At 38.5% G+C, this 12,492-nt stretch carries 15 protein-coding genes; all 15 read left to right on the top strand.

Annotated elements, in window-relative coordinates; genetic code table 11:
* The first annotated feature begins 41 nt into the window (after positions 1-41).
* The 15 genes from HMPREF0999_RS08620 to HMPREF0999_RS08555 all read left to right on the top strand — a co-directional run bounded on the left by HMPREF0999_RS08620 (position 42) and on the right by HMPREF0999_RS08555 (position 12,429).
* Positions 42-1,160, top strand: coding sequence for a DUF362 domain-containing protein (locus HMPREF0999_RS08620; protein ID WP_008773563.1), 1,119 nt, complete (start codon positions 42-44; stop codon positions 1,158-1,160).
* 8 nt (positions 1,161-1,168) lie between these two features.
* A complete protein-coding gene (gene mnmE / locus HMPREF0999_RS08615) occupies positions 1,169-2,554 on the top strand; it encodes a tRNA uridine-5-carboxymethylaminomethyl(34) synthesis GTPase MnmE (RefSeq protein WP_009275722.1) in 1,386 nt (461 codons plus the stop codon).
* A 314-nt stretch (positions 2,555-2,868) separates the two neighbouring features.
* The gene (locus HMPREF0999_RS08610; RefSeq protein WP_004309764.1) at positions 2,869-4,377 is read left to right on the top strand and encodes a helix-turn-helix domain-containing protein; all 1,509 of its coding nucleotides are present in this window, start codon (positions 2,869-2,871) and stop codon (positions 4,375-4,377) included.
* Between the two features lie 80 nt (positions 4,378-4,457).
* Positions 4,458-5,663 (top strand): site-specific integrase, encoded by a 1,206-nt coding sequence (locus HMPREF0999_RS08605; protein ID WP_004309763.1) that lies wholly within the window; start codon positions 4,458-4,460, stop codon positions 5,661-5,663.
* 140 nt (positions 5,664-5,803) lie between these two features.
* Positions 5,804-6,496: a hypothetical protein gene (locus HMPREF0999_RS08600; protein WP_004309762.1), complete on the top strand. Its 693-nt coding sequence runs from the start codon at positions 5,804-5,806 to the stop codon at positions 6,494-6,496.
* An 11-nt stretch (positions 6,497-6,507) separates the two neighbouring features.
* Complete coding sequence (locus tag HMPREF0999_RS08595) at positions 6,508-6,888, top strand: helix-turn-helix domain-containing protein (protein WP_008781816.1); 381 nt, start codon at positions 6,508-6,510, stop codon at positions 6,886-6,888.
* Positions 6,889-7,102: 214 nt separating this feature from the next.
* Positions 7,103-7,828 carry a hypothetical protein gene (locus HMPREF0999_RS08590; RefSeq protein ID WP_004309761.1) on the top strand — a complete coding sequence of 242 codons (726 nt, stop codon included), beginning with the start codon at positions 7,103-7,105 and terminating at the stop codon, positions 7,826-7,828.
* A 168-nt stretch (positions 7,829-7,996) separates the two neighbouring features.
* Positions 7,997-8,326 carry a helix-turn-helix domain-containing protein gene (locus HMPREF0999_RS08585; protein WP_009275720.1) on the top strand — a complete coding sequence of 110 codons (330 nt, stop codon included), beginning with the start codon at positions 7,997-7,999 and terminating at the stop codon, positions 8,324-8,326.
* A 16-nt stretch (positions 8,327-8,342) separates the two neighbouring features.
* Positions 8,343-8,486, top strand: coding sequence for a hypothetical protein (locus tag HMPREF0999_RS22660; RefSeq protein ID WP_009275719.1), 144 nt, complete (start codon positions 8,343-8,345; stop codon positions 8,484-8,486).
* Positions 8,464-9,579, top strand: coding sequence for an AAA family ATPase (locus HMPREF0999_RS08580; protein WP_009275718.1), 1,116 nt, complete (start codon positions 8,464-8,466; stop codon positions 9,577-9,579). Before HMPREF0999_RS22660 ends, HMPREF0999_RS08580 begins: the two co-directional genes overlap by 23 nt.
* A 75-nt stretch (positions 9,580-9,654) precedes the next feature.
* Positions 9,655-10,599, top strand: a complete 945-nt coding sequence (locus HMPREF0999_RS08575; protein ID WP_010183926.1) for a toprim domain-containing protein — start codon at positions 9,655-9,657, stop codon at positions 10,597-10,599.
* 271 nt (positions 10,600-10,870) lie between these two features.
* On the top strand, positions 10,871-11,344 hold the full coding sequence (locus tag HMPREF0999_RS08570) for a hypothetical protein (RefSeq protein WP_008781813.1): 474 nt from the start codon (positions 10,871-10,873) through the stop codon (positions 11,342-11,344).
* Positions 11,325-11,678, top strand: coding sequence for a DUF4134 domain-containing protein (locus tag HMPREF0999_RS08565; RefSeq protein ID WP_009275715.1), 354 nt, complete (start codon positions 11,325-11,327; stop codon positions 11,676-11,678). The genes HMPREF0999_RS08570 and HMPREF0999_RS08565 overlap by 20 nt, the downstream gene beginning before the upstream one ends.
* Positions 11,679-11,742: 64 nt before the next feature.
* Positions 11,743-12,099: a DUF4134 domain-containing protein gene (locus tag HMPREF0999_RS08560; protein WP_004311828.1), complete on the top strand. Its 357-nt coding sequence runs from the start codon at positions 11,743-11,745 to the stop codon at positions 12,097-12,099.
* A 27-nt stretch (positions 12,100-12,126) separates the two neighbouring features.
* The gene (locus tag HMPREF0999_RS08555; protein ID WP_008781810.1) at positions 12,127-12,429 is read left to right on the top strand and encodes a DUF4133 domain-containing protein; all 303 of its coding nucleotides are present in this window, start codon (positions 12,127-12,129) and stop codon (positions 12,427-12,429) included.
* Positions 12,430-12,492 lie beyond the last annotated feature (63 nt).

Genomic DNA, 12,492 nt, shown 5'->3' with positions numbered 1-12,492 from the left:
CGTGTTTTTCGTACCTTTGTCAACACTAAACCAATAAAAAGATGAATACATCCAAAGTCTACTTTACTAATTTACGCACGACCCCCAGCAGCAACCTGCTGGATAAGATGGAACGTCTGGTAAAACGTGCCGGTATCGCCAATATCGACTTCAAAAATCAATTTGTAGCCATTAAGATCCACTTTGGCGAACCGGGGAATTTGGCATACATTCGTCCTAATTACGCCGCTCGCTTGGTGAGCCTGTTACGTGAATTAGGCGCGAAACCGTTCCTTACCGATTGCAACACCTTATACTCGGGCCGCCGCTCCAACGCTGTCGATCATCTTCAAAGCGCCATGGAAAATGGGTTCAATCCCATGTCCGCCGGTTGCAACGTTATCATCGCCGATGGCGTGAAAGGTACGGACTACCGGGAAATCGAGATTGACGGGCAATATTGCAAGGCCCCGAAAATAGGTGCCGCTATCGCCGATGCCGATATCATCATTTCCATGAACCATTTCAAAGGTCACGAGCAAGCCGGTTTCGGCGGTGCGCTGAAAAACCTCGGGATGGGATGCGCCAGCGTAGGCGGTAAACTGGAATTACATTGTGCCTCACAACCCCGTATCGATACGGAGGCTTGTAAAGGCTGTAACATCTGTGTAAAGCACTGCGCTCACGATGCCATCCATTTGAATAACAACCGAAAGGCCGAAATTGATTACGAGCGTTGTGTAGGTTGCGGGCAATGTGTGGCTCTTTGCCAGTACGACGGTGCCGTAATGGGCGAAGGTGATACTTCCGAGCGATTGAATTACAAGATCGACGAGTACACGAAAGCCGTATTAGCAGACAAGCCTCATTTCCATGTTAGTTTTATCATGAACGTATCTCCGGAATGCGATTGCTGGAATCATAACGATGCCGCCATCATCCCTGATTTGGGGATCGCCGCGTCTTTCGATCCGGTGGCCTTGGATAAGGCTTGCGCCGATATGGTTATCAACGCTCCTATCATCGGAGGTAATAAATTAGCCGAGACTCATCCTCACGAACACCTTGAGGGAGAGGATAAATTCCATTTGATTCATCCGGATACGAACTGGCAAGCCGGCCTACGTTATGCGGAGGAAATCGGACTGGGTTCTCAAGCGTATGAATTAATAACGGTTTAATAGACGGAATGAGTACAATTTGCGCTATATCTACAGCTCCGGGAGTAGGAGGAATCGCAGTGGTCCGTGTCTCCGGGCCGGATGCTTTCAAGATTTGTGATCGGATATTCCGGCCGAAGAAGGCAGGTAAGAGTTTATCTACCCAAAAGGCTTATACCTTAACGTATGGTTCCATCGTCGGTAACAATGACGAAACCATAGATGAGGTGATCGCCGCTGTTTTCCGTGCCCCCCATTCTTTCACGGGGGAAGATACGGTGGAAATCACCTGCCACGGCTCGACGTATATCCAACAACAAATCCTGCAATCCCTTATCTCCAGCGGATGCCGTATAGCGCAACCGGGTGAATATACGCAACGTGCTTTCATGAATGGCAAGATGGACCTTAGCCAAGCGGAGGCCGTTGCGGATTTAATCGCCTCCACTTCGACCGGCCAACATCGTTTGGCTCTAAGCCAGATGCGAGGTGGTTTCAGTAGGGAACTCGCCGAACTTCGAAACCAACTGCTCCATTTCACCTCTCTCATGGAATTGGAACTGGATTTCAGTGACCATGAGGAATTAGAGTTCGCTGATCGTAGCGAGCTTCGCACGCTTGCGGATCATATCGAACAGGTCATCTCCAAACTCGCCCAATCTTTCAGCGTAGGTAACGCTATCAAAAACGGTATTCCCGTCGCCATCATCGGTGAGACGAATGCCGGCAAATCTACTTTACTAAACGCCTTGTTGAACGAGGATAAAGCGATCGTCAGCGACATCCACGGAACGACCCGTGACGTTATCGAGGATACGATCAATATCAACGGCCAGCTCTTCCGTTTCATCGACACCGCCGGTATCCGTGAAACAAGCGATGCGATCGAAGCTCTCGGTATTGAACGTAGTTTCAAGGCTCTAGACCAAGCGCAAATCGTCATCCTCATGTACGACTTAACCCGTGACCTCAAGGATTTCGAGGCTTTCTATCAAGAAATAGCTCCGAGATTAACGAATAAGTCTGTTATCTTAGCGATGAACAAATGCGATGTATTACCCACATCCTCTCTCCCAACCTTCTCTTTCCCCACCGAAGGCTGGCATCAAATCGCTATTTCCGCCAAAGGCAAGCTGCATATCGCAGAGCTACAACAACTCCTCACGGAAGTATCTTCCATCCCCACCCTCCACCAAAGCGACATCATCGTAACGAATGCCCGCCACTTCGAGGCGCTTACGCATGCGCTGGAAGCTATACATAGGGTACAAGAAGGTTTGAACTCCAGCCTTTCCGGGGATTTCATCTCGCAAGATTTACGGGAGTGTATATTCCATTTATCGGATATCGTAGGAGAGGTTACGACGGATCAGGTGTTGCAGAATATATTTCGGTATTTTTGCATCGGTAAGTAGCTGATTATCAACAATATTACAATATATCGCTAACTGTCTGAAAGCCACCGTTTTGGTGGCTTTTTTCATTTTAACACTTTCCATTTGAAACTTGTTACAACCAGTTTTTAAGGGTAAATTTGGCTCAAATATCGTTCCTATCCCTAAATTTTGCGACCAAATGGCAATGGGAAAATGACATATATGGCACCTTATGCAAAAACTGCAAAAGTGATAAATGTGCGCCCGTTGACATGTTGGACACCTCGTGAAAATTCCTGCAAATACCTGAAAATTGCTGCAAAGGAAATGGACGATTTTAACATGCCAAAAAGATGAAGATATTAAAGAAATGTTTAACATGTGGAGCAGAGTTTATTGCATCCAAGATGTCAAATAAATACTGCTGTAGAGAGTGCGAACGTGACGCATCTCGCAAACGTGAAGCAAAACGTAAAAAAAGTGTCCGGGAAAGTGAAAAAGAAGCAGCTCTTGATAAAGAAAGAGATGCAGTTGCTTCACGACCATTTTTGACACCCTCAGATGTTGCCTTATTACTTGATATGAGTGTTAGCACTGTGTATAGATGTTTCTATTCCGGAATCATCAAGGCAGTGAGAATACGTAGAAAAACCCTTGTCCGTCGTGAGGATCTTGACAAATACTTTGAGGATGCAGGACCTTATAGAAAAAGAAGTTACAAGCGTAAGCAAGAACAAGAATACTATACCCTACAAGAGATTATGGATAAGTATAAAATTGGACGTAAAGCTGTATGGGGACGTTGTGACAGATTAGGCATCCCTAAAGTTTACGAAGGGCGTAATACTTTCTACAGTAAAAAGCTTATTGACGCAAATTTCTCTGAGCTTCTTGATGTCATAGACATTGATAACTATTACACATTGAGTCAAATCATGGAAATGTACAATATGACTCAGGGTGCGGCTCTTTGTTTTGTAAAATACCATGCGGTTCCCAGGGTAAAGAGAAATGGCAGGTCTTATTATTCTAAGGTTCATATAGATTGTATAAAACACAAGACCGATGAAATTGATCCTGACTGGTACTCTTATGAAGAAGCTATGCAAAAGTATGGCATAACTAAAGATCAGGTAAGTTATACTCTAAAGACCTATAGCATTAAGACTGAAAAGCGTGGAAAATTCACCATGATTTATCGGACGGATTTTGATAATATCATGCATCAACGTCTTCAAAATTCAACTCCACTAATAAAGTCAAATGGTGAAGAAAAGGTTGTTTTCACGGCAAAGCAACAGGAAAAAATCTGTCCAGCAACTCCTGAAGGATACTATTCTACTGATGAGGTAGCAGAGATGTTTAAAATATCAATAAAGCATGCTGGAGTTATAACAAGAGAGAACAACATACCTAAGATAGCACTGAAAGGATTTAATTTCTATGAGAAGGGATCCATTGACCTGTTATACAACAAAAAGAATAAGTATGCAGAAATCACAGACTGGATAACGCCAGAGGAAATGCGTACAACATTTAAAATGACAGCAGATGGTGTACGCTCTTTTATTCATAGACATAAGATTCCAGCAAAGGTTGAGTATGGTAGTACCTATTATTCCAAACAACACATAGAGGAAATAAAGAATGGATATTTTGTTGGTAGAGACAGGTATTATTCCGTAGAAGAAGCTACAAAGAAATATAATCTTACAAATTCACTTGTCTTCTATTACGTCAATCACTATAAGCTCACCAGAGTAAAGAAGCAGAAATTCATCTTTTTTAGAAAAGAAGAATTTGACCGGTTAATGGAAAAACGGTTCTCAGAAGATGATTTTATAGCAAATATTGATATATAGTGATATTTACTTTCAATTTACCGATGTCAGCAATATATCATTCGAGAATTTTGAGACATAAAACTATAAAAACAAATAATATGCAGTATTGTAAATCAGTAACTCTCCGTATGCGAGATAGACGAAATGGTACTAAATCATTATTTCTGGACTTTTGGCCAGGCTATAGAAATCCTGAAACAATGGAACTGATTCGTCGTCGTTCGCTTGGCATGTATATATATGCCAACCCCATTTCTACACAACAGAAAAAGTATAATGAAGCTATTCTGGCAAAAGCTGAAGCTATTCGGTGTAAGGTATTCATAGAGGTAATTAATGAGAAATATGACTTCTTTAACCAGGACCGTCTAAAGGAGGACTTTCTTGCATACTTCAAGAATATTGTCAACAGAAACTTTGCGAAGTGTGATGCAGCCTATAAACATTTCAGCAGGTTCTGCCACAACAAATGTACATTTGAAATGCTTGATACCGTATTCTGTAACAAGTATAAAGAATATCTCTTAGACACGAAAGTATCAGCAAGAGGCAAAGTCATGGTTAACAAGCCTATATCACGAAATACAGCTTCAGCATATTGGAATATCTTCAAACAAGTTTTAACTAAAGCCTATAGGGAAAGAAGACTTGTAGATAACATAGCATCCCTTTTGGATAATATTCCATGCACAATACCAGTCAAGCAAAGCCTTTCACTGGAGGAAGTCAGAAAACTATACAACTCAGAATGTTCAGTTCCAGTAGTAAGAAAAGCCGCTATATTTTCCTGTTTGAGTGGATTACGTATAAGTGATATACTCAATTTAAAATGGGAAAATATCCAAACATATGCAGATGGCGGACATTATCTTGATTTTAAATGTGTAAAGACTCAGCGTCAGACACAGGTTCCAATCGGTGATGATGCTTATGAACTAATTCAGCCACAAACAACAGATAAATATATTTTTTCAGGATTTAATCGTACTATGACATATAGAGTCATGCAAGATTGGATTAAGGAATGTGGAATAAAAAAACATATTACCTTTCACTGTTTCAGACATACTTACGCATCCTTACAGCTTGAACTTGGAACTGATATTTACACAGTACAACATCTCCTTAATCACAAGAATGTAAGTACCACTCAAATCTATGCTTCACATGCTGATCCGAAAACACGAGAAGCAGCTGATAGAATTAGGTTAACAAATGTAAAAATGGAAATGCAAGAAAATGAAAACATAAATGTTAATGCAGAAACCAAGAGAAAGAAAGAGAAAGGAAAATCAAAAAAGTGACAATAAATAGTAGCGTAAATCATTGAAACACTGAAACATAAATAATGTTTTCTAGAGAGATTTTATTAGTAACAACTAGTATCAATTAGTAAGTTTATCTATAAATTTGCAATAAAGTAATACGATAAAAACCAATTGCAATGACAAAAAAGATAAGAGAGAATTTACTGATACTTCTCATTTCAAACATTATTACCATTATTCTGTTTGTGACCGCTCCATATATTATCAGGGTAGTCACAAGCACTAATGCAACAGAAAATAATAACCTAATGTTATCCCCATTGCCGATTTTGTTATACCTCATTTTATTATCTTTATTAGTTTGTATAATAACTGTCCTGTACAGGTTACATACTGAGAAGCGCATAATCATTAATAATAGCATCACTTCTCTACAACCTGCTACTTCAGAAAAGAATAAAGCAGAGATTATGCGTGAGATTTATAAAAATAAACAGGACCATTTGGAGGTTAACAGATATGAGGCAATCAAGGAGTATACATATACTGTTTTTTCACCATACATGACAGATGATTGTCTGGAAACCCTATGCCAGAACATTAAACTTTACGAGATTCCAGAATCGTGTATCAATTCTGTATTAACAAATGGTCAGTTAAACACACTCGACATCAGACATTATGCCTGGAATATAGGAGAACGGCTTGGTTGGAGTGGACAAACCAGAGCTACCTTCATCAAGCTCTGTTTTCCTAAAGAACTTAATGACGTTGAAATTGAAAGCATCAGGCGTACACTCAGACAAAAAGGGAAATGTAAAATAGAAATTGACATTCCTGATAAAGATAGTTACGAGTTTCATTATTAAAAGAATTATATATGCAAGAATACGTAGAAGATAATCCGATAACCTTTAATGACATACCAAGAGTTATGTCAGATATACTTAAAAAATGTGATCTACTTGAACAGTCCATAGAAATACTTCATGAAGAGATTCGTCAATCTAATCAAAAGTCTCCATCTGAACACATTCCAATGGATGTAAAAGAAGCCTGTGAATTTCTCAAAATAAAAAAATCGACAATGTACTGTTATATACAGAACGGACAAATTCCAGTCAACAAGAAAGGTAAGAAATACACATTTTTCAGGGATGATCTCATCAAATGGGTTGAGTCTGGTTGTAAAACTGAAAAGCCAATCAGTACAGCAGAAATCAATCAAATACTCAGCAAAAGATCAAGTCGAAGGAAATAGTAGAGAAATGCGAATTCATAAATAGCCCGCATTAAGGATTATCTAATGTAGGCTATTTTTTTTGCATATATCACTTAAAAGCACTTAGCAAAGTGATCAGTGATAATTACAATATAGTATATAAACAAATGATCATAGAAATAGAATTAAATATTTATACACAAAAAAAATTAATTTATGAGTAAAAAGAATCAACACTCTTTGCTCTCTCTTTTTGTATTTACAATGTAACAATCATTTCACAAACCAAGAGATTGAGCTGTCCAAAGATGAGCTTTGGGACTTATTTAAAGTCAGTTACAAGCATTATCAAACTGAAGTAATTAATGATAGAAAAATTTACAATCGCTATGTAAATGACTTAATCAGTTATCATCTTCCTGTTTTCACATCTGATGAGGAAGCAATACGAAAACATTTCCAAAATCTTTTCTGTGTTTATGAATTACTGACCGACAGAAAAGATCTTGTTGAGAAGTACTTCACTAAATCTACATTCGAAAAGACAGACTTCTCTAAAATGCTTAATGAGTTTAACCATGTGGAAGTTATATTAAAGGACTCCAATGGACTTGCATCCTTTAACAGAAAGCAAATTAAACTTATCACAGATTTTGCCAATAGAAAGAATTTCTTCACTACCCCTGTTGACGAGAATACTATTGAAAAGTTCTTTAACTGTACATTAAAAAAGACTCTTATAGCCACAAACTTGCGCTATATACTTCAGCTGTTATATTCTCTTTCCCAACAAAAAATGATTCCATATAATTGGGTATCACTTGTAGTAAGAAATAAAATGTTAGCCCCACAGAAAAGTATGATACCATCAACTCGTGGAGCAATCAGTTCACGTCTTACAGAACTAAAGAATACTACTGCTACATTTCCTGAAGAAGAATATGTGAATATAGTAAAACAACTGAAAGAAATGTATTGAAGTGAAACAATGTAAAGCAATTGAAAGAAAAATCCCTGACACTCTCCCTGACATTTTAAACTGACAGGAGACATTCAAATTGCGAAAATAACAATAGGAGTATATTTACCCCAGAATCGATTCAGCTTTTGGGGTACTCCCTATTGTATAACATTAAATCATTAGAAAATGGGAACCAGTAACATTGAAATCAGCATCTTAAAAAAGAGATTAGAACTCTTGGAAATGAAAATTGGAGAACTTAATAGTATTAATCCAGAAATACTCAATGAACGTCTTGCAAAGATTGAGGAAAGATTATATGTGGTTAAAGAAATGTTGACCACTGAAGAAGCTTCAAAGTATTTGGGAATATCACAATCCCAGATATATAAACTCACTATGAATATGCAGATTCCACATTTTAAGCCCAAAGGGAAAACCATCTATTTCAATAGACAAGAACTCCTGAGATGGATGCGTAAGAATCATGTAGTGTCAGCAAAACAAAAAAAATGATAAATAGAATATTACAATGAAAAAGAAGAAACATAATAAAAAGGAGGTTTATACAGATGCTCAACTGACTGCTTTACTGAAAAAGTCAGAAGTTGTCATAAGTTCCTCAAAAAATGATAATAAAAAAGAACTATGTCATGATAAGAAGGAAAAACAGTAATGATAAGGAATGTTCAGTGGAAAGCTCTCTTGAAGTCGGAATGCTAAGCAAGAGTACATTCAACGACCAGGAATTAGACAACTACCTGAGACAAGGAGAAATAAAGGCATGTGAAAAGCCTCCTGTTCCACCACAGATTTTATGGGTTGGAGATTGTACCATAGCAACCTTTGGTAATTTCAGCGCATCCACCGGTAAAGCAAAGAGCAAGAAAACTTTTAATATTACAGCAATGGTTGCAGCAGCGGTAAACAATTCAACGGTTCTTAAATACCGGGCCAGTCTTCCTGATGGTAAACGCAAAATCCTCTATTTCGATACAGAACAAAGTAGGTTTCACTGCCACAATGTGATAGAACGCATCTACCGCCTTGCAGGATTGAGTCTGACAAAGGAAGATAAACGCATCAAGTTCTATGGGCTAAGGGAGTTCACTCCTACTCTCCGTATTGCCCTCATAGATTATGCCCTAAGAACATTTGAGGGTGTAGGATTGGTCATTATCGACGGCTTACGAGATCTCATGTATGACATTAACAATGCCAAAGAATCAACCGATGTGATGACTATGCTCATGGCCTGGACAAGCAAGTACAATCTTCACATCCATTGCGTGCTGCATCTTAACAAGAATGACAATAACACCAGAGGTCATATTGGTACCGAACTTGAAAACAAGGCTGAAACAGTTCTGATAATCAGCAAGAACAAACAGGATTCCAACATCAGTGAAGTCAGGCCTATGCACATGCGAGACAAGGAGTTTTCTTCATGGGCATTTCACATTGACGACAATTCTCTCCCCGTCTTGGATGACGGCTATCATATTACAGTAGTCAAACCCAAAGATAAGCCCTTGACATCTCTGCCAGATGACTTACATGCCAAAGTACTTCGCACTGTTTTTGAAGGTGAGAGTCCACAGAGGTATCTTGAACTGGTGAAAGCAATCAGTCAGGCTTACGCACAAGAAGGCTACAAGCGTGGGGACAATGCAGTTAAGGATATGCTTAAAATCTTCTGTGAGCGCAAACTGATTACCAAAGACAAAGACGGTTATCATTATCATCCTGCACTCCTGCCGTTAAAGTAAGTTTATGAGTTTAAGTTTAACAGGGTATATATATACTAAACTTATATAAGCCCAATTAGACATTATTGATATGCCATGACCATAGATGAAATAAAATCAGTCAGTATTGTACAGTTCCTTGAAACGGAAGGTTATCAGTATGCCTATATCCATCGAGGTAATTACTGGTATCTATCTCCTTTTAGAGCAGAATCGTCTCCATCTTTCAATGTCAGTCCTACAAAAAATCTTTGGAATGACTTTGGGGCCAGCTCAGGAGGAAACATTATAAATCTTGTTCAGAAGATGCACCCTTCATGGAATAATCATCAAGTACTTACTTATCTTGAACAACAGATTAAGAACCATAATCTCAAATATGCTGAAGATTATGAAGCGATGACCAAAGAACAACAAAGAAGAAATGCGTGGAATGAGAGCCATATAGCAGAAAAGGGTAATGAAAGAAAAAGTATTACTTTCATTGATCGTATTAGCAAGCTCAGTCATCCCAATTTGAAAAGATATATTTTACAAAGACGTGTTGACTTCGAGGTTGCTCAGGAGTTCTGTAAGGAAATACATTATCATATCAATGATAAACATTATTATGCCATAGCCTTTGAAAATGTAGATGGTGGTATGGAAATCAGAAACAAATACTGTAAACGCAGTATCGCAAAAAAAACAATATCCGTAATAAAGCCCAACGGTAAATCACATTCAGAATGCTGCATATTTGAAGGTTTCTTTGATATGCTCACGTATGTAAGTATCAGAAAATGGATGATGGATATACAACTTTGTGTTGAAAACGACTGTGATTATATTGTTCTTAATTCAATCAGCAATATTAAAACTGCATTTCCATATCTCCAGGTATATGATGTAGTACACTGTTATCTTGACAACGATGCTGCCGGTATAGCTACAACAAAAAGAATCAAAGACGAATATTCAGACAAGGTAATTGATGAATCTGTCAGATACCCAAATTTCAAAGATCTGAACGATGTCATCAATGGAATAGTAAAGGAGTAACAAAAATAATAAGTCTGTTCTATTAGTTTAAGGAGGTTCCCCACAGGAGAGCCTCCTTTTTTGTGATGTTTTTATTCTAATAGTATGATTTTTATCAGAATATCATACTTCTAAACAAATGTATGTTAATACTGAAATGCAAATCGGCATATTTTTATCGTAATACCATAAAACTCATTTCCTTTGTCATGTTACAGGAGCAAATTGGTTTTCAATTTTATCTTCTGAGTATAAAATATTTTTATAATAACACATTAAAATCAGATTGAGAATGCCAGGATTTGTAATATTCGTATTGGTCCTCACCTTTGCTTATGTGGTTTACTTTTCAGTAATGATTACCCTTGACCTTCATAGTAAGAAAGACGAAAAGAAAACGGATGAAGAGACCTTTGATGTCAGCAGTATGGATAATGAAGAAGTGCCAGTTTCCGTGGAAGAACATAATAATGGTCCTGAAGGTAGTGACATGACATACACAGAGCAAGTAACAGATGACGGCCTTCGGGTAGTCATTCCAACAGGCAATAAGCAGACCAACAGTTCCCCCCCTGAAGAGGAAGAGTCTCAGCTCACACGACAGACTACTACAAGTGTAGATCTCAATAAGGAAAACGAAGAAAACATGGAAGAGATAGAGGTTGCTCCTCAATACTGTTTTTATCCTGATGAGTTCATGCAAAATCTCAACGACAAACACAACAAAAGAAAAATTGAGAAAAGGAATGCTATCGATAAACTGTAAAATCAATCAATTGTTTTTTATTGCCTGTTTCGGCTTCATACTTCTCCAGCCTCAGTCGGCATTTGCTAAATGTGGTGGTGTGGACTACAGCTGGGGTGCTGACGCATTGAGCAACGCCCATGATTTTGCGGTCACAATGATGCTCTATGTAGTATATCTTCTGTATGCTATTGCATCCATAGTAGCAATTATAGGAGCTTTACAAATCTATATCAAAATGAATACCGGTGAAGGAGATGTGACCAAATCAATAATGATGCTGGTTGGAGCTTGCCTGTTTATGATTGGAGCAACTATCATTTTCCCAGCTTTCTTTGGCTATAATATTGTATAAAAAAAATAAACAACCAAGCAAGTAAGGATAACGTGTCTAATTTTTAACTGTAAAACAACAAAAAATGAAGAAAATCAAGAATTTAACCAAAAGGATTTTCAATGCTAAACGTGTTGGAACATTGGCCATGTTGCTCTTTTGCGGAGTAGCTGCCACTTATGCTCAGAATGCTGCAGGAGACTACACAGCCGGAACAAATGCACTGACAACAGTTACGGAAGAAATTGCAAAGTATGTTCCATACGTTGTGAAGCTTTGTTATGCCATAGCCGGTGTCGTTGCCGTTGTCGGTGCCATCAGCGTTTACATTGCAATGAACAATGAAGAACAGGATGTCAAGAAGAAAATCATGATGGTCGTTGGAGCATGTATCTTCCTTGTAGCCGCTGCACAGGCTCTGCCTTTGTTCTTCGGTGTCTAACCATTAACCAAGCTGTATGGATTCGTCATGACAAAGGAATCGATCAATCATCAATACGTCAGCTATCCCATGTTCAAGGGGCTTCAGAAACCCCTTGAATTTATGGGATTCCAAGGCAGGTATATCACCTGGGCTGCGGCAACTGTAGGTGGAGGTATTCTCAGTTTTATCATAGTGTATTGCATCCTCGGATTTGTTGCCGGACTCACCATCCTTGCTGTCACTCTATGCACTGGTGCTGCACTTATCTTTTTCAAACAAAGGAAAGGATTGCACACCAAGAAAGAGGAACATGGCGTATTCATCTATGCTAATGCACATAAGATGTAATCGGTCAACATGATAAATGAGCAAGAGAGTTGGATTTTGAATAGTGTGTGGTTAGGCTCACCC

Source organism: Parabacteroides sp. D25 (assembly GCF_000307475.1).
GTDB classification, from domain to species: Bacteria; Bacteroidota; Bacteroidia; order Bacteroidales; family Tannerellaceae; genus Parabacteroides; species Parabacteroides distasonis.
The sequence above is the reverse complement of the archived record's forward strand: the minus strand, read 5'-3'. Positions and strand labels throughout refer to the sequence as shown.

Bases quoted from the DNA above. Each gene is read 5' to 3' on its own strand.
- HMPREF0999_RS08585 (WP_009275720.1), top strand. From the start codon at position 7,997: ATGGGAACCAGTAACATTGAAATCAGCATCTTAAAAAAGAGATTAGAA.
- HMPREF0999_RS08570 (WP_008781813.1), top strand. From the start codon at position 10,871: ATGCCAGGATTTGTAATATTCGTATTGGTCCTCACCTTTGCTTATGTG.
- HMPREF0999_RS08620 (WP_008773563.1), top strand. From the start codon at position 42: ATGAATACATCCAAAGTCTACTTTACTAATTTACGCACGACCCCCAGC.
- HMPREF0999_RS22660 (WP_009275719.1), top strand. From the start codon at position 8,343: ATGAAAAAGAAGAAACATAATAAAAAGGAGGTTTATACAGATGCTCAA.
- HMPREF0999_RS08575 (WP_010183926.1), top strand. From the start codon at position 9,655: ATGACCATAGATGAAATAAAATCAGTCAGTATTGTACAGTTCCTTGAA.
- HMPREF0999_RS08605 (WP_004309763.1), top strand. From the start codon at position 4,458: ATGCAGTATTGTAAATCAGTAACTCTCCGTATGCGAGATAGACGAAAT.
- HMPREF0999_RS08565 (WP_009275715.1), top strand. From the start codon at position 11,325: ATGCTATCGATAAACTGTAAAATCAATCAATTGTTTTTTATTGCCTGT.
- mnmE (WP_009275722.1), top strand. From the start codon at position 1,169: ATGAGTACAATTTGCGCTATATCTACAGCTCCGGGAGTAGGAGGAATC.
- HMPREF0999_RS08580 (WP_009275718.1), top strand. From the start codon at position 8,464: ATGATAAGAAGGAAAAACAGTAATGATAAGGAATGTTCAGTGGAAAGC.
- HMPREF0999_RS08560 (WP_004311828.1), top strand. From the start codon at position 11,743: ATGAAGAAAATCAAGAATTTAACCAAAAGGATTTTCAATGCTAAACGT.
- HMPREF0999_RS08600 (WP_004309762.1), top strand. From the start codon at position 5,804: ATGACAAAAAAGATAAGAGAGAATTTACTGATACTTCTCATTTCAAAC.
- HMPREF0999_RS08555 (WP_008781810.1), top strand. From the start codon at position 12,127: ATGACAAAGGAATCGATCAATCATCAATACGTCAGCTATCCCATGTTC.
- HMPREF0999_RS08610 (WP_004309764.1), top strand. From the start codon at position 2,869: ATGAAGATATTAAAGAAATGTTTAACATGTGGAGCAGAGTTTATTGCA.
- HMPREF0999_RS08595 (WP_008781816.1), top strand. From the start codon at position 6,508: ATGCAAGAATACGTAGAAGATAATCCGATAACCTTTAATGACATACCA.